Here is a 26,011-nt window from a genome sequence, read left to right as displayed (position 1 = left end):
ATTTATAAAAAATATCACTAAGTTTATAGTGTTAGACATTTAACCTTTATCATTAAAATACATCTTTATAAAAGTGTAACAAAAAACACAAGCTACGAACTAATTAAGCAAATAATAAATTATGAAAAGAAAGATTTCCTTATTTCTGATGCTTTTTTTCATGGTGCTCACATTTGCACAGAAAACAGTGTCAGGGAAAATTACTGATGAAGACGGATCTCCTATTCCCAGTGCCAGTGTTACCATAGAAGAGCCTGGCAAAGATGCTATTTTGGCATATGGAATTACCAATTCCAAGGGAGAATATAAAGTGACATTTACTTCTGCGGAACCTAATGTGGATCTGAAAGTAAAAGCATTCAACCAAAAACCCCTAACCCAACAGATCAGTAACAGCGACCAGACTCTGACCTTCAAAATGCAGTCTGAAGCTACAGAAATAAAAGAAGTCCAGCTTAAAACAAAGATGATTACCGCAAGAGGCGATACCATTGCCTATGATCTTAAAGCTTTTGACAGTAAAAGTGACAGAACACTTGCCGATGTAATGAGAAAAATTCCAGGTATTGAAGTCAATAAGGACGGATCAATTCTTTACCAGGGAAATGCCATCAATAAATTTTATGTTAACGGAAAAGACCTGATGGAAGGCGGATATGGAACTATCAACAACTCGCTTCCCAAAGATGCAGTGCAGAAAGTGGAAGTCCTTGAAAACCACCAGCCTGTAAAGATTCTTCAGGATAAAGTACCTTCTGATCAGGCGGCAATCAATATCAAGTTAAAAAACTCCGTTACCATGACCGGAAGAGGAGAAGTAGGAACAGGCTTTGGAGATCCGTGGCTATGGAATGTTAAACTTACCCCGATGTTTTTTGGACAGAAAAGCCAGTGGGTGGTGAATTACAAAACTAACAATATGGGTGAGCAGGTGGAAAATGAAGGAAATATCTTAGCTTTCGGAAACAGATTTGAAGGAAGAAGAACCAATACCTCTCAGAACGACTGGCTGAATGTAGAAAATGCAAGTACACCGAACCTTCCGGTAAAAAGATATTTGATGAACAATGTGCATTACCTGTCGGCAAATTATCTTACCAATATCGACAAAAAGAAAGAATGGGAGCTTAAAGCCAATGCCAATTATACCAATAATGCAGTTGAAAGAGAATCTTACAGCCAGACAGATTATTTTGGGGGAAGCTCTAATATTGTAAACATTCTTAATAATTTTTATACAGATAAGGCAAAAGGAGAATTAATATTTACAAAAAATGCCAAAAAGGGATTCTTTAAAAACACCACAAGCTTTTCTCAGTTTTGGAATGCAGACAGAGGGATTGTTGACAGAACGGACGCCGCAAGCGGAGTGAAAAGACACGGCGATGAAGCAATAGAATCTCCAACAACATCTTTCCAGAACTCCCTGAGTACCATTATTCCGTGGAAAGAAAAAATGGTGAATCTTTTATCTTTTGTAAGTTACCAGACAGATAAACAGACATTGAAAGTTTTTCCGGCCTCTTATCTGGACATTCCGGGATTCACTCCTGAGCCTAAGAATTTTGCAAAACAGAGCCTGAGACTTAAAACGATTGAAGCCAATCATTCTGCGAATATTGGATTCTCTACAAAAGGATGGACGTTCACTCCGGAAGTTGGATTTAATTTTAAAACAACAAGTTTAGTTTCAGATTTATCAAATATTGTTACAACAGGAGCACTTCCGACAGCCTATAGTAATGATCTCACGTATACTACAGCAACGCCTTACGGAAGCTTGGGGGTAAATTATAAAAATGATTCCTGGATGTTGTATGCCAATTTTCCAGTAAACTCTAATAACATTAAAGCAGAAGATCCATTAAGAAATGTTGCCAAGGATGTAAATAAAGTGACTTTCGAGCCAAGCGTTTTTGCACAGTATACTTTTGCTTCTTTTTGGAAAGCTTCGGTAAATGCTAATATTAATAACAATTTTGGAGAAATAAACACGGCTTATTCAGGATTCTTAATGACCTCTCCAAGCGGAATCAATGCAATGGACATCAATAATCCTATACCTCAGAATAATAATAAATCTGCAGGAACAAGATTGGAATACAGAAATCCTTTGAATAATTTATTCTTCAATATCAATTACAGATTTTCGGATGCTAAAAGAAACCTGATTTCAAACCCGTTAATTAATGGAGCAGGTTATACCGTAATGCAATATATAGAACAGGATAATCATGTGTTAAATAACGGTTACAGCGTAGAAGTAGGAAAATATTTTCCAAAGTTTAAAACAAACGCCTCTCTTAGCTACAGCAACAATACAGCAAAATCTGACGCATTCCTGAATAATAATTCTTTTACAAACAACAACAACAGCCAGTCTTACGGAATTAAATTCAATAACACTTATTTCAGTTGGATGAGCATAGATTATAATGCAAGTATTTCCAGAACAAAGCAAACCAGTACAGGAAATATAAACTCCAGTGCCACCAGAACCGGATTTACACATAATCTTGGTGCGTTCTTCTATCCTGTTGAAGACCACACTATTGGATTCAACTGGGATCAGGTAAATACAAATGCCGCTGATCAAAAATACCACAACGGATTCTATGACATTTCATATCAGTTTACCTGGGCTAAAAAGAAAATTGATTTTGAGCTTAAATGGATGAATATAGCCAACAAAAAAGTATTCGAAACGTATGATATTAATACTACAAACATTACTTTTACAAGATATCAACTCCGTCCAAGCCAGGTTATGTTTACCGTTAAATTCAACTTCAAGTAACAATAAAAAATAAAATAAAAAACCAATCTCACAGAGATTGGTTTTTTATTTGAGATATATTTGTTCAGATTACTAAAAGCTCTGATGATCTGCGGATGGACCATAGCTTCCGGGAAGAGGAATATCATTCAGCCTGTAATATACTCCCAGTTGCGCCCTGTGATGCGTAATTTGGTTTAAAGAATGGCGGATAGAGCCGTATTTGGTCCACTTTGCCACTTCATGGCCATTGTTTTTCAAAGCCCAGGTCTCATTAAGGTTTTCTTCTTTAGCATTGTCAAGAGCTGCCTGCGCAGATTTGAAATTCTCATCCAGGGTTTGAAGAAGATCTTCTTTGGTAGAAAGATGCTTAGGCTGAAAATCTCCTTTTGCAAAATCCAGATCAGAAGTTTTCAGCATCACGTCCGGCCATCCGAAAATCTCGGAAATATGAGTGGCAAGAGGCATCATTTTCATGCTTTTTTCATGAGGTGCATAGTCGTTTTTCCCTTCAGGATAAGCTTCGAAAAATTTCCGCGTCGTCTGGTATTCTGTTTCCAGCTCATCTTTAAATTGTGATAAAGTATCCATAATATTTTGTTTTTAAGTACTTAAAGGTAAGGCTTTTGGGATAGAAAATGTTTTAAGGAAATCATAATTTTATTCTATTGCTTGGGGATAATCAATGTGTTCTTGGAAATTCTAACAAATGTAATGATGTACGGTATGTTGCTAGTCATCAGTGATCTACGCTGTATTAAATAAAATTTTGAAAAAAAATGTAACATATTACAGCAATTGATAACTAATTAGTAAATGTTATTACAATGAAAAATCTATTTTCTGTATTCTTTATTGCTCTTTTTGCTTTTGGATCAGCACAGGATTCCAAAGAATCAAAAGAAACAGCAAACAGGTTCTTTTATGAACTTACTTTTAAGCCGAAGAAAGATTCTACCAAGATGGATAAAGTAATTACAATCTTGGATATTACAGACAAAAACAGATCAATTTATCAGGATTATACTGTGATTGCTCAGGATTCTATTATGAAAGTTGAAATTGAAGCCATGCAGAAAGCAGGAATCATGAAAGATTTGTCAAAAACCATTAAAACCCCTAAAATTTCAGCCAGAATATACAAATCATATCCAGGCATGAAAGTGCAGTATGTCGATAAAATAGCGAGCGGATTTACACCAACTAATATTGGATATAGTGAAGACTTAAAATTTAACTGGAATATCCTTAATGATAAACAAAAAATAGGAGAGTATAACACTCAAAAAGCAACTACTGAATTCGGAGGGAGAAAATGGACGGCTTGGTTCAGTACAGACCTACCATTTCAGGATGGCCCTTACAAATTCTTTGGGCTGCCAGGTTTGATTGTTAAAATTGAAGATGATCAGAAAAATTATTCGTGGGTTTTACAGGGAAACAAGAAAGTGAAAGATTATACGGAATATTCTTATATCGAAAATCTGATGCAGGCAAAAGGTGGAAAAGTAAATGAATTGTCAAGAGAAAAATTTGAAAAAACATTCAGCGATTTCAAAAAAGATCCTTTTGCATCCATAAGACCTATGATGACGCAGGAAATGTTGTCCAAAACAGTTCCGGGAATGGATGGTACGGTTGGCGATATGGTGAAAAAGCAGGAGAAGCAGTACAAAGACTTTTACAGTGCCAATGACAACCCGATAGAAATATCATCAGCACAGGAGGACAAAAAGAAAAAATAAGCATTCATATCAACTAAATTATATTTTGAATCAACCCGGATACAGCAATGTATTTGGGTTGATTTCTTTCATACCCTTTCGTTATTTAGATTAAATTTAAATAGCGTATATTTGCCCTTACAAAAAATCCGGCTTTGAAACAGATTAACTTACATAAATTAAGTGATTTCCCTAAAAACAAAATGGGGAAGATTTTGGGGTACGATAACGATTACCTGAAAATGCCAAACAAGATCATAGAAATGGGCCTCTTACCGGAAACCATTTTCAGGATATTGTACCAGGCACCCTTCAATGGTCCCATGTATGTAGAATTTGGAGAAGAAAAAAGCCGCATCGCTCTTCGTGAAGAAGAAGGAGAATATATCATTGTTGAAGAATTGAATTAATGCAGGAAAATAAGAAAAAACAGGTCCTTTTAGTCGGGAACCCTAATGTAGGAAAGTCTACGGTTTTCAATGCACTGTGCAACAAAAAACAAAAGACCGGAAATTATGCAGGAGTTACCGTTGCTAGCCATTCCGGAAATTATACCTATAAAAATGAGGAGGTTGAAGTAATCGATCTACCAGGCTCGTACAGCGTATATCCAAGTTCAGAAGACGAGGCCATTTTTTCCAAATTTCTTATTGATGAGCAGGAAAATTATGAAGGTGTAATCTATATTCTTGAAGCATTAAGCTTAAAAAGGGGATTGCTTCTTTTCCAGCAGATACAGGATCTTGGTATTCCTATGATCCTGGTGGTCAATCAGATCGATCAGGCAGCAAGAAGAGGAATTAGCATTGATATCCAGAAATTTTCTGATGCTCTGGGAATTAAAATTATCCAGACCAATGCCAAAGAACAGATTGGAATAGAAGAGATCAAAGAAGCTGTCCTGAAAGACGGATTTAAAAAAGCAGATAAGATCTCCTTTGAAACACCAAACGAACATAAAGATTTTATTCAAAAAATAGCAGCCCACAAAGGTCTCGACAACGAATATAAAGCCTGGATGAGTCTTTCATTAGGCTCCGATATCGGAAGAATAGAATCCATAAAAGATCTTCTTAACCAGCCCGATCCCAAAAGTATGGTTCCAAAGCGGCTCCAGGTTCAGGAGACCGTAAGAAGATATCAGAGTGTAGATAAAATATTAGCAGATGTAATCACTAAAAAAGCCCAGTTCAAAGAGCTTTTAACAGAAAAATTAGATAAAGTGCTGGTCCACAAATTCTGGGGCTATGTTGTTTTTCTCTTTATCCTGTTGATTATTTTCCAAAGCGTTTTCTTCCTTGCAGAATATCCGATGAACTGGATCGAGGATTCCTTCTCATGGCTGGCTGCTTTTACAGCAGAACACCTGCCGGAAGGGCCTGTCAATTCACTGATTTCGAGCGGAATTATTCCCGGAATCGGAGGAATTGTAGTATTTGCCCCGCAGATTGGTATTTTATTATATTTCCTATACCTGCTGGAAGATTCAGGATATATGGCGAGAGTAGTGTTCCTTATGGACAGGCTGCTGCGTCCTTTCGGACTGAATGGGAAAAGTATAGTGCCGTTGGTATCAGGAACTGCCTGTGCTATTCCCGCAGTGATTTCTACAAGAAATATTGAGAATGTAAAAGAAAGATTATTAACCATACTGGTTACGCCTTTCATGACCTGTTCCGCAAGACTTCCGGTATACAGCATCATTATCGGTCTGATCATTTCTGACGGATCTTTCCTAGGAATTAAATATAAAGCGCTGGTACTGATGGGAATGTACCTTTTAGGCTTCCTTGTAGCGCTGTTTTCAGCAGCAGTTTTAAAAAGATTTATCAAAAATAAAGATAAGACCTATCTTGTGATGGATCTGCCTACTTATAAAAAACCACTTTTCGGATACGACCTTAAAATGGTGCTGGGTAAGGTCTGGGATTTCGTTACTGGGGCAGGAAAGATTATTTTTATTGTAAGCATCATAGTCTGGTTTTTAAGCTACTTCGGACCCAAGCAGAATCCAAATCAGTTTGTGGCTACCAATGTAGAACTGGATCATTCCTATCTGGCTAAAATGGGTAAAGGAATCGAGCCTCTTATTGAACCTTTGGGCTACGACTGGAAAATGGGTGTGGGAATTCTGACAAGCTTTGTGGCCAGAGAAGTTTTCGTGGGAACAATGTCTACGCTCTACAGCCTGGATGATGATGCCCCGGAGGTGAAAGTAATAGATAAAATGAGAAGAGACGTAAAGCCTGACGGGGAGAAAGTGTTCAGTTTCGCAACGGGAATTTCCGTGCTTTTATTTTATGCATTTGCAATGCAGTGTGTTTCTACACTTGCAGTAGTCTTCAGAGAAACCAAAAGCTGGAAATGGACCGGCTTTCAGGTTGTGATGATGACCGGTTTGGCATATTTTGTGTCGTTGATAGCATATCAGATTTTAAAATAATGGATACTTCATTAATTTTTCAGTACGTAATTATCATACTGATCGTTGCATTTGCCTGTTATTCTTTATTTAAAGTACTCAGAAAGAATTTTGCACCGAAAAAATTCAGTTCCAAAAGAACCAACTGCGACAAAGATTGTGGTTGCTCCTAATCCTGTTTTAAGCCTATAATTGAAAAAATTGTAGTAATTTCATTCTCTGAAACTAAAACCTTTTCGATTTGAGCCCGAAATCAGCAGCTGTCTTTTTATTCTCACTTCTAACCATTTGGGCAAACGCTCAGATCGATACCACTAAAATCAAGTCCTATGCAGATCAGGTAATGGTCCGTATAAATCTCGATACCAATATTGAAAAATATGTTTTTACAGAAGGCCCTGAGGATAAACCTTTTGAAACCATCTTTTCAATCAACAATAAAACAAGAGCTTCCTTTTCTGTTGATTATAGGATTATAAGTGCCACTGTTTCATTCACACCAAGTTTTCTTCCCGGGAATAATGATGATGCGCTCAAAGGAAGCAGCTCTTATGCAGACTTGAGGTTCAGGTTTTTCCCAAAAAAGTTTATCCAAACCGTTTATTACAAAAATGTAAAAGGATTTTACATGGAAAATATGAACGACTTTTTCCCGGACTGGAAAGAAGGAAGAGATCCATATCTCCAGTTTCCTGATCTGAGGGTTCAGAGTTTCGGAGGATCTACGGCCTATGTGATGAAAGATCATTTCTCACTGAAAAGTATTTACACACAGGGTGAATGGCAGAAAGAAAGCCGCGGGAGCTGGGTTCCCATTGTAGATTATGACCTTTCCATATTCCGAGATATTTTAAACGGAAAGAAAAGTAAAGAAACCCAATACAGTTTCGGCGGCAGTATGGGTTACTTTTACAATTGGGTGCTGGGTGCGAAAAAAAGAGTAAATATTGCTCCCCATATATCGTTGGGCTTAGGCGGAATGTTTTCCAGCAGCTGGGATATTCAGAATGACGGGACAAAATTAAACAAGCAAAATACACAGTATCTAACCCTGAAGTTTGCCAGCGGGCTTCATATTGGATATAATACAGACCGGTTTCTGTTCGGAGGAAAATTTAATGTCAATGCCTATGCCTACAATGAAAAAAATAACCAGAATGTTCAAAATAACAATCTATACGGCCTGCTTTATATAGGTTACCGTTTTCCGCCACCGAAGGTTATCAAAAGGAATTATGATAGGGTTCAGAAAAAGATTCCCATTCTATAACTTATTAGGTCTTTTAAGTATCTTTGCTACCGAAACCAATTAAAAAAATAAAAAAAGAATGTCGTTAATAAAATCTATTTCCGGGATCAGAGGAACGATCGGAGGAAAAGTAAATGATAACTTAACCCCTCTGGATGTCGTGAAATTTGCATCAGCATTTGGAACATGGCTTCAGAATACACAGAATAAAAAAAATTTAACCCTTGTTATAGGAAGAGACGCCAGAATTTCCGGGGAAATGGTTTCCTCACTGGTAACAGCTACTCTGCAAGGATTGGGAATAAATGTAGTAGATCTTGGACTTTCCACAACACCAACGGTGGAAATAATGGTTCCCGAGCTTAATGCAGACGGAGGAATTATCCTGACTGCTTCCCACAATCCAAAACAGTGGAACGCCCTTAAGCTGTTGAACGGTAAAGGAGAGTTCATCAGCGGCGATGACGGCGCAAAAGTACTCGCTCTTGCTGAAAGTGAAGATTTCAACTACGCAGAAGTAGATGATCTTGGAAAATATGAAACAAGAAATGATGCTTTTGACATTCATATTCAGCAGATTTTAGATCTTCCGATGGTAGATGTTGAAGCCATTAAAGCTAAAAAATTCAAAGTAGTACTGGATGCTGTAAACTCTACAGGAGGAATTGCAATTCCAATGCTTCTGGATAAGCTTGGCTGCGAAACGATTAAATTATACTGCGAACCGAACGGACAGTTCCCGCACAATCCTGAACCTTTGAAAGAGCATTTGGGAGATATCTGCGAGCTTGTAAAAAAAGAAAATGCAGATTTAGGAATCGTTGTAGATCCGGATGTAGACAGACTAGCCTTGATTGATGAAAAAGGAGAAATGTTCGGGGAAGAATATACCTTGGTTGCCGTTGCAGATTATTTATTGAAACATAAGAAAGGCGCTGCTATATCAAACCTTTCCTCTAGCCGTGCTTTGAGGGATGTTGCCAGAAGCCACGATTCAGAATACTTTGCAAGTGCTGTAGGAGAAGTAAACGTAGTAAACCTGATGAAAGAGAAAAATGCCGTGATTGGCGGGGAAGGAAACGGAGGAATTATCTATCCTGATCTACATTACGGAAGAGACTCTTTGGTTGGAGCTGCATTATTTTTAACTCATCTGGCCAAAGAAAACAAAACGGTTTCCCAGCTAAGAGCCGGATATCCGGAATACTTCATGGGCAAAAAGAAAATAGAGCTGACACCGGAGATCGATGTGGATGATATCTTAGCCAAAATGGAGAAAGAATATCAGAATGAAGAAGTTTCTACCGTGGATGGTGTTAAGATTGATTTTGAAAAGAACTGGGTTCACCTGAGAAAATCCAATACCGAACCTATCATCAGGATTTATACTGAGGCCCACTCACAGGAAGAAGCCGATAAGCTTGGAGATGATATCATCGCTAAAATTAAAAGTTTAATTTAAAATAAAACAGGAACGGAACAGAAATGCTCCGTTCTTTTTTTGCTGGATTTCTTTTTAAATAGTCCAAAAGAAAGAAAAGAAAACAGAATAAATGCATCAGTCCTGAATTTTGAGATAGAGCCGAAAAATGGAACGTTGTAACTATTTAACCACAATTTCCGGTTTTTATCCACAATCCTTTTATCTGTTTTCTTTTTTTACTATCTTTAATATAGAAATTTATGAAAAAATAATTCAAAAAAAAGTTGCAACTTTGCATAAACATTTGAATTTCAGTTTCAGAGGTTATTATTAATTAAAAAGTTTGCCGAGGTTTGTAAGCATATTCAGACATCGGGCCGACAAAGACGACACTATTGGAAGAGTATTTTGGAAATGAACTTGTAAAAAAGTTCGAGGAAATGATGGAAAATAATGATGAATTCTACTTCGATACCGAAGAGCTAGAAGACATTATTGTTTATTATTTGGAGCTGGGAGATTTTAACTACGCAGACAATGCTGTTAATTATGGCCTTAAGCTTCATCCCAATTCATTGGATATCAAGATCAAAAGACTTGAAATTCTTTTGGAATGGGAAGATTATAATACCGCAAAAGAACTCATTGACGAACTGAAAGGTTCATCCATGGAAAACACAGACTTTATGGTCTGCTATGCGAAGTATTATTCGAACCTGGGTAACCCCAGAAAAGCCATTGACATCTGCAAAAAAGCCCTAGAACTGCAGGAAGAAGAAAACTTCCTTCACAACTTTATTGCGGACGAATATGTAAACTTGGGAGATCCCTTTAACGCTCTTAAACACTACAGAAAAGCCCTGAAAGAAGATCCTATGGATGAGTATTCTCTCGAAAACTGTATGATCTGCTTCAGCGACCTGAATAAGAGCGAGGAGGCTATTGCCTTTCTTAATGAATATTTAGATGAATTTGCCTATTCCGAAACCGCATGGTTTGAATACGGACAGTTTTACTTCAACAGAAAGAACTATGAAGAAGCCATAAAAGGATATGATTATCTTTTGGCTATTAATTCAAGTTCTGTAGGTGTATATGCAAACAAAGCAGCCTGTTATGAAGCCTTGGCACAGTACCAGAAGGCGGTGGAGGTTTATGAGGAAATGCTTGAGCTTGAATATACCAAAGCATTTACATTTTATAAAATAGGATTGTGCTATAAGGCGCAGAAACAGTCTATAATGGCTTTAAACGCATTCCAGAAATCACTGAGAGAAGACCCTCAGTTTTATCTTGCGATGATGGAACAGTCTTATCTTTATGAAGAAATGGGAGGGATGAAGGAAGCCCTTCACTTTGCAAAAGAAGCCACCCAGCTGAATGACAGTAATCTTGACTATCAGAAAAGACTGGCGTTTCTGTTCATTGATTCCGGAAAATTTGAAGAAAGCCTTGCCTGCCTGAAAAAGCTGGTAGATGCAGAACCATCAAGATTTTATAACTGGTATGCCTATTCAGAGGTTTTGATGCTTCTCGGGGAATATGAAGAAGCGGTAACTATTCTGGACAATGCCTTAAAGGTACATGACAGAGCGGAGCTTTATTATCAGCTCAGCAACTGCTATTTCAACCTGAGAAACCCGGAAAAAGGAGCAGAATCTCTTCAGAAAGCTTTAAATATCGACGCATCGCTTGCTCAAGATATGCAGAAAAAATATCCTTTCATTAAAGATGAGGTAAAGAAAGTCAAGGCCAAGGTGAAGAAGAAAAAGAATTCTTAATGATTAAATTAAAATCATAAATAAAAAATCCTGCAGCAATGCGGGATTTTTAGTTGATATAAGTTTAAAATAAAAGAATTCCCATTTCCTTATTATTTTTGAACTTGGTCAAAATATTTATTTTTATCGCAAGGCAAACAAGAATGCTCATTTAGTAAAGTAATAGAATATGATTCCTATGTATTGCTTACCAATAAGTGAAACGGCTTTGTTATCTTAAAAACCAACTGATTGCTTTATAAAACTTTGTTTATCATTGCGTTGAATTTTAATCCTATCCTGAATCCAGTTAAAATAGCATTCGAATTAATCTGCTTTATGTTAAAATAGTACAAAAAGCTTACTTTTTTACAGCAACGGATTTAGCTCTTAAAAAAATCAGTCCGCCGATAATGACTCCTGCCCCCACAAACTGTAAGAAGCTCAGTTTTTCACCATCTAAAAAGCCCCAGATAATAGCAACGATAGGCATCAGCAGAGTTACGGTGGAAGCAAATAACGGGGTAGATACCTTCAATAGCCTGTAATTTAAAGTCATGGCCAGCCCCGTTCCAAAGATGGATAATAATCCCACAAACATCAGCCCCAGCATATTATCTTCATTAAATGTGAATGTTGAAAAGAATCCCGTGAATGCTAAAGCAATCAGAGAAGGGAAAAATAAAACAAATGAAAAAACGAATGCTGATAAAATCGTGGAAGAGACATTCATAAGCTTAGACTTCACCGTTGTTGTGCTTACAGCATAGCACAATGTGGCCAATAACAACAGTAATATCGGAATGAGTTTAAACTTTCCACCCTCTCCATCTCCTCCAAAAGCCAGTAAACAGACCCCAGCAAAGCTGATTATTGTTCCCATGATCTGCCTTTTGGTTGTTTCAAATTTCCAGATCAGCGCGCCCACAATGATCACGAAGATAGGCATCATTGAATTGATAATTCCGGCGATACTGCTGCTTACTTCCGTTTCCGCAATCGGAAATAGAAACATAGGAATGAAATTTCCTGTAAATGCAGCCAGGATAAGCCACTTCAAATGCTTTTTGGGAAACAGTTTATATTTTGAAATCGCGACCGGCATTAAAATGATTCCGGCGATCAGAACCCTGAGCGCTCCCACCTGGTACGGGCTGAAATGTTCAAGAGACTTTTTGATTAAAATAAAAGACGAGCCCCAGATAACAGTTAATACAATCAGAAGGATCCATTTTTCTTTATCTGCGTTCATTGTTTTTGTGTAAGATGTTTAAAAATTCTTTTTTAGGAATCATTTTTGCGCCTAAGCTTTCCAGATGTTCGGTATGAGACTGACAGTCAATGAGATCAATGCTGTTCTTGTTGCTTTCCACAAAATGAATGAAGCCGGCTTTAGAAGCATTGCTTACTTTCGCAAACATACTTTCACCACAGAAAACATTTCCGATCAGAAGACCGTAAAAACCTCCAACCAGTTTTCCGTCCTGCCATACCTCAATGCTTTTGGCAAATCCATGCTCATGAAGCTGAATGAAAGACTCCATCAGCTCATCCGAAAGCCATGTTCCCGTCTGTCCCTTTCTGCTGGTTTGCTGGCAGTTTAAGATAACCTCCCTGAAATTTTTGTTTTCCGAAAATGTAAAAACACCCCTGTTTAGTATTTTCCGCATCGACTTGGAAACTTTCAGTTCGCCAGGAAACAGGACAAATCTTGGATCCGGGCACCACCATAATATTTCTTCTCCAGGATTATACCACGGAAAAATCCCAAGCTGATAGGCAAACCAAACCCGTTCTGTAGACAAATCTCCACCAAAGGCAACCAGGCCATCGTGACCGTCATAAAGTTCAGGATCGGGGAATGAAATCTCGTTTTCGTCTAATCGGACCATTTTTTTGGAAAAAAAATCCCACTTGAGAAAGCAGGATTTATATTTGATCTTATTTTTTAATTAAAAAGGTAAATCATCATCATCGTCACCAGCGAAAGGGTTTTCATTGGAAACCGGAGATGCAGATTGAGAAGGAGAAGCTTGTGTAGGCTCGGATCCGTTATCCATAACTTTTTCTATTCTCCATCCTGTAATAGAATTGAAATACTTAGTCTCACCCTGAGGAGAAACCCATTCTCTTCCTCTGATATTGATTCCCACTTTTACATTTTCACCTTCCTTCAGGTTATCTAATAAACTGATTTTATCAGACAAAAATTCTATGTTTATCGGCTGTGGATACTGTTCCTGGGTTAAAATAACCATTTCTCTTTTTTGAAAGCCGCTTGCAAATGTCTGAGCATCAAAAAGTTTCTTTACCGTTCCTTGTAATTCCATATTGTAATAATTAACGTTGTAAAAGTAAGAAAATGAAATGTAATAATTGGAGGACCTGGAAAAAAATGTGAGAATTTTAATTTTTTTTTCTGAAAAGTTTGGAGACAATGGAAAAAGTCCTATATTTGCACTCACAAAAACGAAGCAAGCTCTTTAAAATAAACAAAACAAACCAGCGGATGTGGTGTAATTGGTAGCCACGCCAGACTTAGGATCTGGTGCCGTGAGGCGTGGGGGTTCGAGTCCCTTCATCCGCACTATGCGAAAATAGCTCAGCTGGTAGAGCACAACCTTGCCAAGGTTGGGGTCGCGGGTTCGAATCCCGTTTTTCGCTCCACACCTGCCCTGGTGGTGGAACTGGTAGACACGCAGGACTTAAAATCCTGTGTTCGTAAGAACGTGCGGGTTCAAGTCCCGCCCGGGGTACTAAACTCTCTGTTGATTTCAACGGAGAGTTTTTTATTTTTAAAAGGTTTGTAAGAATCGTTTATTTATCATTGTTTATAAGTATTTATGTTTTTTTAGTTCTTATTTTAAAGCAAAATGTTTTATATTTGTAATTACAAAAGAACAAATTCTTTACACAAAAAAATTAAGCGGATGTGGTGTAATTGGTAGCCACGCCAGACTTAGGATCTGGTGCCGTGAGGCGTGGGGGTTCGAGTCCCTTCATCCGCACTTTGCTAAAAAACTCTCTGTATTGTTACAGGGGGTTTTTTATTTTAAAGCCTCATATAAACGCTCGAGTATTTAAAGCCTCAGATGTAATGCTCTTCGAGTAAAACTACAAATTCTTTAATCTGTACCCAATATAATAATAACTTCTGTATCTGTATCCTTAATGGAATACTCCATAACTTTGTTATACTAAAACAGAGTATTATGGAAACTATTATTCGAAACCAGCAGCAGCAGTTTCAATATGCTGACGTCTATATTTCAGATATGCAGACTCTGAAAAATATTTTTCTGCAGTCACAGAATCTGTCCAGATTAAACCAGGATTTCGGTGTACCCTTTCTTTTGGTTAAGAAAAGAAATGAGATTCTGGGTTTTGCAAGCTTGATCATTAACGGAAAAGGAGAGATCACATTTAAGATCTATGGGAAAAGTGACTTTACAGACTCCGAAAAAAAGAATTTTAAACTTCAGGCAGAGCGTTATTTTAATAAAAACAATTCAGCAAATTTCCGGAATGCAGAACAGTTGAAAAGCAGTATTATCAGAATGATCAGCTGGTTGAATGTTGGCTAAAACGTCAATAAATTTGTACATTTACTTAAAACTGAGACTTTATGTCAAAAGACGTTCTCTATCTTAGAATAGCAAAATCTGTCACTGAGCAGATCAAAAGCGATACGCTGCAGCAAGGAGACAGACTGCCTTCACTAAGAAGTGCTCAAAAACTCTATAATGTCAGCCTGAATACTGTAAAACAGGCTTATATGGAGCTGGAAAGCCGCTCTCTGGTAGAATCCCGTCCCAAATATGGCTATTTTGTGAGCCAGACTTCCCAAAGAAAGTTGGCATTGCCTTCAGTGGCTCCAATGAAAGTGGCTGAGAAGAAAAATACGCCGGAAGATCTTATTGATAAAGTATTCGGAACCATTGACGGTACAGATGTTACCCAGTTTGCTTTAGGTATTCCGGGGAAAAGCTTCCTGCCTTTGGCGAAGCTTAAAAAATGCATGATCAATGTGATCAAGAGAAAGAATGACAGCGGGACAGATTATGAACCGGTACAGGGAAGCGAATATCTCCGCCGTGAAGCAGCCAAATGGGCTCTGGTGCTGGAAGGAAAAATATCAGAAGATGATCTGGTCATCACCTCCGGAGCCATGAATGCAGTGTATACCTGCTTGATGGCAGTGACGAAACCCGGGGATTCCGTAGCGGTGGAAAGTCCGGTCTATTTTGGGGTGCTTCAGGCGATCCAGCAACTGGGTCTGAAGGTAGTGGAGATTCCTACCCATCCTATTTACGGGGTAGATCTGGATGCTTTGAAAAAAGTGCTGCCTACACTTTCTGCGTGCTGTTTTGTAACGAATTTCAATAATCCGTTAGGCTTTCAGATGCCTGATGAGAATAAAAAAGAACTGGTAAGAATGATCACGGAATATAACGTTCCTCTGATCGAAGATGATATATACGGAAACCTGTATTTCGGATCAGAAAGACCAAAACCCTGTAAATTTTATGATGAGGCTGGCCTTGTGATGTGGATAGGATCGGTTTCCAAGACGCTAGCGCCGGGCTACCGGGTAGGATGGGTGGCTCCCGGAAAGTTTAAAGAAAAGGTAATCCGGCAGAAGTTGGTACAGACCGTGTGCAGTCCGTCCCTGTATCCTGATGTGATTGCAGATTTTCTTGAACACGGCCGCTATGATCACCATCTGAGAATGTTCAGAAATAAACTGTATGCGAACTACCTTCAGATTCAGAAATCAGTGATTCAGTATTTCCCGGATAATACCAAAATTTCGGAACCCAAAGGAGGATTTATGCTGTGGCTGGAGCTGGATAAAAGAATCTGTACGGAAGACCTGTATGATGAAGCAATGAGTCAGAAAATAAGCTTTGCGCCCGGAAGAATGTTTTCCCAATACAATCAGTACCAGAACTGTATGCGCCTGAATTATGCCCTGGAATGGACGGACAGGGTAGAAAGTGATCTTGAAAAGCTGGCAAAAATGGTAAAAAAAAGAATTTAATAAACACTATATTAATGATAATATGAACAATGAAGTAAAAATTATAGCTTATGACCCTCAGTATAAAGAAGCTTTCAAGGCATTAAACGAAGAATGGATCAAAACATTTTTTACCATGGAGGCAGGTGATTATAAACTACTGGACAATCCTGAAGAGCATATTATAAATAAAGGAGGATATATTGTTTTTGCAATATTGGATAATGAAGCTGTCGGAACCTGTGCATTGGTGAAAATATCCGATTCACCCCTTAGATTTGAACTCTCAAAGATGGCTGTAAGCCCCAAAGCACAAGGAAAAAAAATAGGTTATCTGATAGGAAAGTCCTTAGTAGATAAAGCCAGGGAATTAAATGCAGAAAGTATTTCTCTTGAAACAAACTCCGTGCTCGTTCCTGCAATAAAATTATATGAAAAGCTTGGTTTTAAACACATGCCAATCTGTGGTTCAGCTTATAACCGCTGTAATACACAGATGCTGTTGGAATTTAATGTTTAAACAGTTAAATTCAAACATACTCCGGAATAAGATTAAAGGAGGGACACAATAATAAACAGAGCTCATAAAGCATTTAGTTGATTTTTAAGAAAACAAAGCTGTTTCACTTATTAGTAATCAATACACAAGACATACTTGTATTACTTTGCTGAATGAAATACCTTTGTTTTTCTTACTATACATATCGGAAAATCTACTTTGTTTGCCTTTGCGATAGAGATAAAATTGTTTTCAGGCTTTTCACCATTTCTTGTTAAGATTCTTTCTGTTCGTGAGGTTTCGTCTTCCCGAATGTCTATTCAGACTTTTTCCCTATTTTTGTGAAATTCCTTATTTCAATGAAAAAGATTATCCTCATCGAAGACGAAACCAGCGTAGTCTCTTTTATAAAGAAAGGGCTTCAGGAAAACGGATACGAAGTTTCAGTGGCTTTTGACGGGCGTACGGGTGTACAGCTGGTACAAGGCAACGAGTTCGATCTGGTAATTTTGGACATTATGCTGCCGGAAATGAATGGTCTGGATGTTTGTAAAGAGATCAGGAAAACCAATCAGCATGTTCCGATCCTGTTTTTGACGGCACTGGGAACCTCAGAAAATATTGTTTTGGGCTTGGAAAGTGGTGGCGATGATTATCTCGTTAAGCCTTTTAAATTCATTGAGCTGGTAGCCCGGGTAAAATCACTATTGAGAAGAAGTAATGGAATAAACCCTCAGGAAACTGCCGAGCCGGAGCCTGACAATGAGCATGTGTTCCAGTTTTCAGACCTGATCGTTAATGATTACACAAAGAAAGTGACCCGCGCCGGAGATGAAATTTCTTTAACTTCCACAGAATATAAACTTCTATTGTATTTTCTGAATAATCCCGAAAAAGTAATTTCCAGAGCTGAAATTCTGGATGCAGTATGGGGTGTTAATTATGAGCTGGGAACCAATGTAGTAGATGTTTACGTAAATTATTTAAGGAAAAAAATGGATAGCCAGGATGATAATAAGCTGATCCACACTGTGATAGGAATGGGGTATGTACTGAAAAAACCTTAATGGATGTTTAATAAAGTTGTCACAAATCAGACCAAAACAATGGTGCTCTTAATGCTGGTATTTACTGCCATCATTCTGCTGTTCAGCGGGTTGGTGTATTTTTCGATTGTCAACTTTTCACATCAAAGGTTTTATGAGCTGCTGAAGATTCGCACAACCACCATTGTTCAGATCGAAAAAAGCAAGGACCATCTTGATCTCCCCGAAAACTATATCCTGAACGGTCTGAATGATGAGGAGCTTCCCATGGAAAGAGACTATGTTTTTGCGGTTCCGGCGGATTCCAATTTCAGAAAGATCTCACAGGAGGTTCATATTCCGGATTATTTTTTCAAAAGTATCGTCAGAAAAGGAGAGGCCAATTATAATGATAAAGAATTCTATTATATCGGGCAGACCTTCAAATATGATGATAAAGACTATATTGCCATTGCTTCTGCCAAGAATCATTATGTAATTTATTACCTGGGATTTTTAAAGAGAACGCTGATCACCTGTATCGTGCTGTCTTTGTTCTTCAGCATGATCTTTTCTTTTTATCTGTCTAAAACTTTATTCAAACCCATCTTAAAAATTACCGGTAAAGTAAAAGAGATCAGCTCCGAGAACCTTCACCTGAGGCTGGAACCGCAGCCTGACAATAAGGAACTTAATGAGCTGGTAGATACTTTCAACGGAATGCTGAACCGTATAGAAACCTCATTTGAAACCCAAAATCACCTGATAGGAAATGTCTCCCATGAACTGAGAACTCCTCTTACCTCGATCATGGGAGAAGCGGATGTAGCTCTTTCTATTGGCAGAACAGCTGATGAATACAAAGAAACTCTGGAGATTATTCTTGATGAAGCAGAAAAGCTGGATAAAAAGATCAAGGCTTTATTAATGATTGCTCAGACCGGTTTCGATGGAAAGATCCAAAAAATTGATAAAGTAAGAATTGATCAACTGCTTTGGGATGTCATTGAAACATTAAGAAAGATTGATTCAAGAAATAATATCTATCTGGATATCAGTATGCTTCCTGATAACCCTAAAAAATTAAAAGTACAGGGCAACGAACAGCTGCTCCATCTTGCGGTAGCCAATATTATCAACAACGGCTGTAAATATTCTAATTTCCAGCAGGTAAAAGTTTCGCTGGGTGCCACGGATACAGATGTTTATATCATTGTAAAAGACTTCGGGATTGGGATTCCGGAAGTGGAAATGAACAAAATCTATGACCCGTTCTTCCGGGCTTCCAACACTAAGAATTATGAAGGCTATGGAATAGGGCTTCCGTTGGCAAGAAATATTGTAAGGATGCACAACGGCGAGCTGATCGTAAGTTCTCACGAAAACCAGGGAACAACCGTACAGATGCGCTTTCCTAATTTCTACAGTACGAGACCGGAAGGAGCTTAATAGCAAAGAGCAATCCCACAACGACAAAAAACAAAAAAAATCTGCTTAATCTCTTAAATCAACGAGAGAAATCTACACACTTTATTTTCATTCCTCCGAAAAATTAAAGTATCCATCTCAAATGTCTCATATTAACGCCTGTTAACAATATTCTAATCTCATTTTAATCTCTTTAATCACATTTTAATTCCGTTCCAAAGAGCTTTTAATCTTGCCGTTTTAGTTTTGTATCATCAAAATATGACAACAAACCTAAATCTAAAAGATATGACCAAAACAATCTTAATCGCAACGGATTACTCTCTTGAGTCACTGAATATATTAAAAAAAGTGCTGAAAGAGAAAGAAGCTTCGGAAGACCAGAACCAGTATACTATTCTTTTGGTTTCAGGATATGATGGAGGAGATTCCATCAGGGATCTTCTATTCAACACAAAAAGCACCATTTTTAATAAGATCAGGCCGCAGGAATTCTGTGATGCCTATGGAATTATCAGAAATAAATATCCGCATTTAATTAATAAGATCGTCTGCGATATTTTCACAGGAAGCTTTCAGAGAACATTCAATAATTATGTGAAGGCAGAGAATATTGAAGAAGCTTATTATTCGCTATCCATTAAGAGTAAAGGCAAAGGAAAGTTTGATATAGCCCCTTATATTAAAAAATGCAGAACGCTTCAAGCTTGGGAAATTAAGGTGGAAATCGCTGAACGGCTTCCGGAAAGAGGAAGATTGGCTGAGGTCTTTGTGGAGGTCTAAGAAAAAAGAAAAACACAACAATATAAAGAATAAAAAATGTTAAGAAATTATAGTAACAGCCGAACGTTGGGAGACAATATCAGATTGGGAACGCTGACTGCATTCACTGCAGGGACTATAAATATCGCCTCTCTGTTAATATTTCTCTCTTTTACCTCGAACGTAACGGGACATTATGCCATCCTGGCTGCTGAGATCAGTAAAGGAAACTGGACGCAGGTGGCTGTGGTAGGAGCGTGGATCTTTCTGTTCTTCTTCGGAAGCTTTCTGTCCAACTTCATAGTGATCAACTTTAATAAAAAGAGTAAATATTTTGCACATTCCATGCCCATTGTTTTAGAAATTATATGCTTACTGTTTGTGGGGATATATGGACAGTTCTACTATCAGAAAACACTGGAAGAAACTGAATATCTGGTAGCGCTGATGCTTTTTGCCACCGGACTTCAGAACGGCCTTACAGCAAGTATTTCCAATTTTTCGGTGAAAACAACCCATCTTACGGGAACCACCACCGACCTTGGAATCCTGCTTTCCATGTTTACCCAGAAAAAATACAGAAAGAATGGTGAGCTGATCGGAAGGGCAAAATTACTTATGAGTATTATGGCATCCTATGTTTTGGGAGCTGTTTTTTCAGGACTTACTTATTATTATCTTGAATTCAGGGTATTTTATGTGATCAGCATCTGTCTTTTAGTGGTGATTGGCTATGATGCCTATAAGATTCATATAAGACACTTTAATACCAAATACCGATACAGCAGAATTTATAAAAAGCCTAATGTACTGGCTTATCTATACGACAAAGTCCATGGTATTCCCAAAAGAAAACAAAAAAGAACGCTTGTCTTTGATGAATAAGCGATAAAGAAATAAAATAAATATTAAATCATTTTTGTGTAAACTAGCTGTGAAACACCCCTTTTCGATGGAAGAAAAGGGGTGTCTTCCTTGGTTATTAATCAGAAATTAGTCACTTTTAAAGAGCCTTTTTATTTAATGCAAGACTGATATTAAGGCATTTATTTTTAAGACTGAAAAGTAGGAATCAATCTTTGATTAATTTCACTAAGCACATGAATAATACATACGTCCGGCCAGTGGCATCGCCACACCTCTTTGCATCTCTTAAAGCTAAAACAGCCCATCTTTAAACTTAGCGTTAAAAAATACTAGCCTTTCAGAATTCTTTCCCTCTGTTGAGGATTAAAAACCAAAGAGGACACAAAATGTGATGAAAATGTTGATAATTAAATTTTAATTCACGGTTTTAATGTTTTAATTCCGGTTTTCATTGACTATTTTTGTAAGTTGATTATACGTTTTATGTCAGATATTATTCAGCTTTTACCGGATCATGTAGCTAACCAAATTGCGGCAGGAGAAGTGGTGCAGAGACCTGCGTCCATTGTGAAGGAACTTTTGGAGAATGCTATTGATGCAGGAGCGTCCAAGATAGAATTGATTGTCAGGGATGCCGGAAAAAACCTGATCCAGGTGGTGGATGACGGTAAAGGAATGTCTGAGACTGATGCCAGAATGGCGTTTGAAAGACATGCGACGTCAAAGATCAAAGGAACAGAAGATATTTTCAAAATCGTTACAAAAGGATTTCGGGGTGAGGCGTTAGCTTCTATTGCTGCAGTTTCTCAGGTTGAACTGAGAACAAAGCAAAATGATGCTAAAATTGGGACAAATATCTATATTGAAGGTGGTGTTTTTCAGTTCCAGGATCCTATACAGACAGCCGACGGATCTAATTTTCTGGTCAAGAACCTCTTTTACAACGTTCCGGCCAGAAGAAAATTCCTTAAAAATAATAATGTTGAATTCAGACATGTTATTGATGAATTCCAGCGTGTTGCCTTAGCTCATGAAAACCTGGAGTTTTCCCTGTTTCATGATGATGAGGCCGTTTTCAGATTAAGAAAAGGAAGCCAGATGCAGCGTATTGTGGATGTTTTCGGACGTAAACTGCAGCCACAGCTGATTCCTATCAAAGAAGATATCATCTGGTGTAAGCTTCACGGATTCGTTGCGAAGCCGGAAGGGGCTAAAAAATCCAGAGGCGAGCAGTTTCTTTTCGTGAACGGAAGATATTTCAGAAGCCCTTATTTCAATAAAGCGGTTCAGGAAGCTTTCGAAGGACTGCTTCTGCCGGGTTATGTTCCTACATTTTTCCTGTATCTTGAAATGGATCCGGAAAAAATAGACGTAAATATCCACCCTCAGAAAACGGAGGTGAAATTTGAAGACGAGCACCTTATTTTTGCTCTTCTCCGTTCCACCATTAAAAGATCCCTGGGGATCTATAACGTTTCTCCGAGCCTTGATTTTGATAAAGATCCTGAAATGGATGCGATGATGAACAAACCTTTTCCAAGCAAAGGAAACGGTGGCGGAGGGGTGATCAAAATGCCGGAAATTATAGTGGACAAGGACTATAACCCTTTTATTGAAGAAAGAAATGTACGTCCCGAAGAGATCCAGAACCTGACGGAAATGTACCACCAGAATATTACGGCAGAACCCTCAAAGATCAATCTATTTGAAGACGAAGATTTTGATGAGGATCTGATGAGGCTGCCGAACGGTTACTGGCTGTTCAATAAAGGCGATGTAACCCTGATGCTGGACCTTGGCAGAATGCACAGGCTGGTTGTGTCCGAAAACAATAAGACCTCCAAAAAGCCTAATATCAATCCAAACAGCCATACACTTCTGTTTTCTCTGGAGTATCATATGAACGAAATAGAAAAGAATAAATACAATTCTTTTAAAAAATTTCTGCCTGAACTTGGGTTTGACATGAAAATTGCACATGAAAGCGTGCTGAGGATAGATGCACTTCCTGAAGGATTGAAAGAAACTCAGGCCATGAAGTTCCTGGAGAACCTTTTTGAAATCCTGGAATATAAGACTGAAGAAGAGTTTATGCAGTTTTATCTCAACCAATGGAACAAAATGCAATCAAAATCAAGGTTTGATTTTATCTATAAAAAAGATGCGGAACAGATGATCAAAGATTTTACAGCATTAGGCTTCCCGGAATTTTTACCGGATGGCAAGAGATGCTTTTATGAAGTTCCGTTTAATGATTTTAAAAACAAATTTTAAAAAATGTTTAACAATATACCGCCCATCACAAGGAATATTATCATTATCAATGTTATTGTATTCATTGGGACTTATTTTCTTGGAAACCAGGTAATCGGCTATCTTGCCGGGTTTTATCCTTTTTCCCCGTTTTTCCATTCATGGCAGATCATTACCCATATGTTTATGCATGGAAGCATCATGCACATTTTGTTTAATATGCTGACTCTCTACAGTTTCGGGCCCATCCTGGAGCAGACATTAGGAGATAAAAAATATTTAATTCTCTATTTTCTAAGCGGGTTAGGAGCATTCTTCCTTTTTAATTTATGGAATTTCGTTGAAGCACAGCAGCTTACGAGTGAATTGCAGCAGCTTGGGTTCAATGTCAACGCCTATTTATCCGGAGCAAGCGTAAGTTTTAGTGGAGATGCGGCATCAGTTCTTAAGCAGAAAGAATTGCTGGAGAGCTTAAAGGGAATTGTGGCAACACCCATGGTTGGTGCTTCCGGAGCTATTTTCGGAGTAGTAACAGCTTTTGCAACACTTTATCCTGATTCAAAAATCATGATGATGTTTATCCCGGTTCCTATAAAGGTAAAATATCTCATGCCTATTGTTATTGTAGTTTCCATATATCTGGGTGTTTCCGGGAACGGAGGTGGTATTGCTCACCTGGCTCACGTTGGAGGGGCATTAGTTGGCTGGATTCTTGCAAGGATCTGGAAGAAACATCTGTATAGATTCAATTAGAAACATCTGTGAAAGTCTTCCGTCTTATTATATTAATCCTGCATGTAGGCGTTTTATTCCTGCTGCTTTGTACCTTTCTGAATGCCTATGTGCCACCTAAAGTATTTCCGTGGTTTAATATGCTTTCCTTAGGTTTCCCTGTTCTTATTGTCATATATGCAGTATTTACGCTTTTCTGGCTTTTCAGCCGGAAAAAAAGAACTTTTATATTTATGCTAGCCGGGCTTATCTTTATGCATCCCGTACAGAGATGGATAAATTTTTCCTCAGGTAAAAAAGAAACAGCAGATCTTAAGGTTATTACTTTTAATGTAAAAGCTGGCTTAATGGGAGCTTCTGACATTGAAAAATACCTGAATAATGCCAATGCTGATGTTGTGATGCTACAGGAGGCCGGTAAAAAAGTTTCTGTTAAAGATATGGAAGTGATTAATAAGAATGGAATTCTTAAAATCTTTTCAAAGCATAAAATTATAGATTCCAAAGAACTCATCAAGAGCGATTATGAAAGTAATAATGCTTATGCTTCCCAGGCAGATATTGAAATCAGAGGAAAAATATACCGTTTTATCAATATTTATTTAGAGCCATTTAAATTTGAAAAAAAGATGATCAAAATTGATGGGCTCAAAGATGAAGATGAAAGAAAGCTGAAAAACATTGTTAAAAGGCTTGTTCCGGTTTTTAAGAAACACCAGGATCAGGTAAGCGCTATCAAAGAAGGAATTGAAAATTCACCATATCCTGTGATTGTTATGGGAGATCTCAACTCCGTTCCCAATTCTTATGAATATTACCACCTATCTGAAGGACTGGAAGATGCTTTCCTGAAGGCAGGAAAAGGAAGCGCAACAAGCTTCCATGACTATAAGTTTCCAATAAGAATAGATTATATTTTTAACTCGAAAAGCATACAGCCGGTTACCTATAAAGTAGACCGGACTATAAAGCTTTCAGATCATTATCCGGTGATAGGAACATTCTCAACCAGCAACTAATAATCATAAAATTAGTTAAAGTAATATCCTTGGTAAGGTTTTTGATGAAAAAAAGTATCTAGACCGTTACTTCATGAAGCTGAGCCAATTACTGTTGTTTATACATATCGCTGTTGCCGTGCTGCTACTGTGCACATTAAGTAATGCATGGATTCCGCCTAATTTCTTAGGCAGTCTTAATCTGCTTTCCCTGGGCTTCCCGTATCTGATCATAATATATGTTCTGCTGACACTTGTCTGGATTTTCAAAAGAAAGAAAATAGCCATTGCTTTTGCGCTGGGTAGTCTTCTTTTTTATAATCCCGTAAGAAGATGGGTGAATTTCTCTCCAAAAACAGAAAGTTTAAAGTCAATCAGAGATATTAAAGTACTTACATTTAATGTAAAATACGGAGATTTCGGCTGGGATAAAGTAACAAAGTACATTACAGATCAGGATGCGGATATCATTCTTGTTCAGGAAAAGGATACCAACAGAGCGATACAGCGTGATATGATAAAATATCCATCGGTTATTCTGAAAACAAAACATAAAATCTTAAGACAGGAGCAGCTGATTGAAGATAAAGCAAGAGGAAACTCTTTCTATGCCGATGTAGATATTAACGGAAAGATCATAAGGGTGGTTACCGTTTATCTGGAACCTTTCAGGCTTCAAAAATCAATGTTTAAATTTGATGGTTTTGCAAAGATAGGAGGGAAAATCACCAATTTTATCTCTCATATGACACCAACCTTCAAGGCCCATGAAGATCAGATCAGAAAAATCAGAAAGGTAATTGATTTTTCACCTTATCCTGTAATCCTGGCGGGTGATTTTAATTCGGTTCCTAATTCATATGAATACTATAATCTGGGGAAAGATCTTCAGGATGCGTTTGTTACTGTAGGAAATGGTGCTTCTACCAGCTTTCATGACTATAAAGTTCCACTTCGGATCGACTATATATTTACTTCAAAATCTATCATTCCTTTAAGCTATAAAGTAGATCATGCTGTAAAATTATCGGATCACTATCCCGTAATTGCAGAATTTCTGCTAAATTAGTTCC

22 protein-coding genes and 4 tRNA genes are annotated in these 26,011 nt (G+C 37.8%); 22 read left to right on the top strand and 4 right to left on the bottom strand.

Annotated elements, in window-relative coordinates; genetic code table 11:
• The first annotated feature begins 121 nt into the window (after positions 1-121).
• Positions 122-2,797, top strand: a complete 2,676-nt coding sequence (locus ACMGDK_RS14005) for a carboxypeptidase regulatory-like domain-containing protein (protein WP_436808526.1) — start codon at positions 122-124, stop codon at positions 2,795-2,797.
• 72 nt (positions 2,798-2,869) lie between these two features.
• Here ACMGDK_RS14005 and ACMGDK_RS14000 read toward each other — a convergent pair whose 3' ends face one another.
• Positions 2,870-3,367: a DinB family protein gene (locus tag ACMGDK_RS14000; protein WP_436808525.1), complete on the bottom strand. Its 498-nt coding sequence runs from the start codon at positions 3,365-3,367 to the stop codon at positions 2,870-2,872.
• Between the two features lie 236 nt (positions 3,368-3,603).
• Here ACMGDK_RS14000 and ACMGDK_RS13995 point away from each other — a divergent pair, with 236 nt between their 5' ends.
• From ACMGDK_RS13995 to ACMGDK_RS13970, 6 genes are all read left to right on the top strand, one after another.
• Positions 3,604-4,521 (top strand): GLPGLI family protein, encoded by a 918-nt coding sequence (locus tag ACMGDK_RS13995; RefSeq protein ID WP_436808524.1) that lies wholly within the window; start codon positions 3,604-3,606, stop codon positions 4,519-4,521.
• A 134-nt stretch (positions 4,522-4,655) separates the two neighbouring features.
• On the top strand, positions 4,656-4,910 hold the full coding sequence (locus tag ACMGDK_RS13990) for a FeoA family protein (protein WP_436808523.1): 255 nt from the start codon (positions 4,656-4,658) through the stop codon (positions 4,908-4,910).
• Complete coding sequence (gene feoB / locus ACMGDK_RS13985) at positions 4,910-6,943, top strand: ferrous iron transport protein B (RefSeq protein WP_436808522.1); 2,034 nt, start codon at positions 4,910-4,912, stop codon at positions 6,941-6,943. Before ACMGDK_RS13990 ends, feoB begins: the two co-directional genes overlap by 1 nt.
• Positions 6,944-7,163: 220 nt before the next feature.
• Positions 7,164-8,192: a DUF4421 family protein gene (locus ACMGDK_RS13980; RefSeq protein WP_436808521.1), complete on the top strand. Its 1,029-nt coding sequence runs from the start codon at positions 7,164-7,166 to the stop codon at positions 8,190-8,192.
• Positions 8,193-8,250: 58 nt separating this feature from the next.
• A complete protein-coding gene (glmM, locus tag ACMGDK_RS13975; RefSeq protein ID WP_436808520.1) occupies positions 8,251-9,633 on the top strand; it encodes a phosphoglucosamine mutase in 1,383 nt (460 codons plus the stop codon).
• Between the two features lie 356 nt (positions 9,634-9,989).
• A complete protein-coding gene (locus ACMGDK_RS13970) occupies positions 9,990-11,375 on the top strand; it encodes a tetratricopeptide repeat protein (RefSeq protein ID WP_436808519.1) in 1,386 nt (461 codons plus the stop codon).
• A 340-nt stretch (positions 11,376-11,715) separates the two neighbouring features.
• On the opposite strand, the gene ACMGDK_RS13965 is transcribed toward ACMGDK_RS13970, so the two are convergent.
• The 3 genes from ACMGDK_RS13965 to ACMGDK_RS13955 are packed head-to-tail and all read right to left on the bottom strand — an operon-like array spanning position 11,716 to position 13,684.
• The gene (locus tag ACMGDK_RS13965; protein WP_436808518.1) at positions 11,716-12,606 is read right to left on the bottom strand and encodes a DMT family transporter; all 891 of its coding nucleotides are present in this window, start codon (positions 12,604-12,606) and stop codon (positions 11,716-11,718) included.
• The gene (aat, locus tag ACMGDK_RS13960; protein ID WP_436808517.1) at positions 12,593-13,246 is read right to left on the bottom strand and encodes a leucyl/phenylalanyl-tRNA--protein transferase; all 654 of its coding nucleotides are present in this window, start codon (positions 13,244-13,246) and stop codon (positions 12,593-12,595) included. The genes ACMGDK_RS13965 and aat overlap by 14 nt, the downstream gene beginning before the upstream one ends.
• A gap of 60 nt (positions 13,247-13,306) precedes the next feature.
• The gene (locus ACMGDK_RS13955; RefSeq protein ID WP_436808516.1) at positions 13,307-13,684 is read right to left on the bottom strand and encodes a DUF3127 domain-containing protein; all 378 of its coding nucleotides are present in this window, start codon (positions 13,682-13,684) and stop codon (positions 13,307-13,309) included.
• A 175-nt stretch (positions 13,685-13,859) separates the two neighbouring features.
• Between ACMGDK_RS13955 and ACMGDK_RS13950 the strand changes: the two genes are divergently transcribed.
• From ACMGDK_RS13950 to ACMGDK_RS13880, 15 genes are all read left to right on the top strand, one after another.
• Positions 13,860-13,941, top strand: a tRNA-Leu gene (locus ACMGDK_RS13950).
• Between the two features lie 4 nt (positions 13,942-13,945).
• A tRNA-Gly gene (locus ACMGDK_RS13945) sits at positions 13,946-14,021 on the top strand.
• Between the two features lie 5 nt (positions 14,022-14,026).
• Positions 14,027-14,110 (top strand) — tRNA-Leu (locus ACMGDK_RS13940).
• A gap of 170 nt (positions 14,111-14,280) precedes the next feature.
• Positions 14,281-14,362 (top strand) — tRNA-Leu (locus tag ACMGDK_RS13935).
• Between the two features lie 204 nt (positions 14,363-14,566).
• Positions 14,567-14,938 (top strand): hypothetical protein, encoded by a 372-nt coding sequence (locus ACMGDK_RS13930; RefSeq protein WP_436808515.1) that lies wholly within the window; start codon positions 14,567-14,569, stop codon positions 14,936-14,938.
• Positions 14,939-14,979: 41 nt separating this feature from the next.
• Entirely contained in the window at positions 14,980-16,395 is a 1,416-nt protein-coding gene (locus tag ACMGDK_RS13925; protein ID WP_436808514.1) for an aminotransferase-like domain-containing protein, read from the top strand.
• Positions 16,396-16,417: 22 nt separating this feature from the next.
• On the top strand, positions 16,418-16,894 hold the full coding sequence (locus tag ACMGDK_RS13920; protein ID WP_436808513.1) for a GNAT family N-acetyltransferase: 477 nt from the start codon (positions 16,418-16,420) through the stop codon (positions 16,892-16,894).
• Between the two features lie 338 nt (positions 16,895-17,232).
• The gene (locus ACMGDK_RS13915) at positions 17,233-17,940 is read left to right on the top strand and encodes a response regulator transcription factor (protein ID WP_436808512.1); all 708 of its coding nucleotides are present in this window, start codon (positions 17,233-17,235) and stop codon (positions 17,938-17,940) included.
• Positions 17,941-17,943: 3 nt separating this feature from the next.
• Positions 17,944-19,347, top strand: coding sequence for a HAMP domain-containing sensor histidine kinase (locus tag ACMGDK_RS13910; protein ID WP_436808511.1), 1,404 nt, complete (start codon positions 17,944-17,946; stop codon positions 19,345-19,347).
• 240 nt (positions 19,348-19,587) lie between these two features.
• Entirely contained in the window at positions 19,588-20,109 is a 522-nt protein-coding gene (locus ACMGDK_RS13905; protein ID WP_436808510.1) for a hypothetical protein, read from the top strand.
• Between the two features lie 36 nt (positions 20,110-20,145).
• A complete protein-coding gene (locus tag ACMGDK_RS13900; RefSeq protein ID WP_436808509.1) occupies positions 20,146-20,973 on the top strand; it encodes a YoaK family protein in 828 nt (275 codons plus the stop codon).
• 465 nt (positions 20,974-21,438) lie between these two features.
• Positions 21,439-23,229: a DNA mismatch repair endonuclease MutL gene (mutL, locus tag ACMGDK_RS13895; protein ID WP_436808508.1), complete on the top strand. Its 1,791-nt coding sequence runs from the start codon at positions 21,439-21,441 to the stop codon at positions 23,227-23,229.
• A gap of 3 nt (positions 23,230-23,232) precedes the next feature.
• A complete protein-coding gene (locus ACMGDK_RS13890; RefSeq protein ID WP_436808507.1) occupies positions 23,233-23,961 on the top strand; it encodes a rhomboid family intramembrane serine protease in 729 nt (242 codons plus the stop codon).
• An 8-nt stretch (positions 23,962-23,969) separates the two neighbouring features.
• Positions 23,970-24,959, top strand: a complete 990-nt coding sequence (locus ACMGDK_RS13885; RefSeq protein WP_436808506.1) for an endonuclease/exonuclease/phosphatase family protein — start codon at positions 23,970-23,972, stop codon at positions 24,957-24,959.
• Between the two features lie 73 nt (positions 24,960-25,032).
• A complete protein-coding gene (locus ACMGDK_RS13880; protein ID WP_436808505.1) occupies positions 25,033-26,007 on the top strand; it encodes an endonuclease/exonuclease/phosphatase family protein in 975 nt (324 codons plus the stop codon).
• Positions 26,008-26,011: the final 4 nt, after the last annotated feature.

Source organism: Chryseobacterium hilariae, assembly GCF_051400735.1.
Lineage (GTDB): Bacteria > Bacteroidota > Bacteroidia > Flavobacteriales > Weeksellaceae > Chryseobacterium.
Note: the sequence above shows the minus strand (reverse complement) of the source record. Positions and strands in the feature narration are given on the sequence as shown.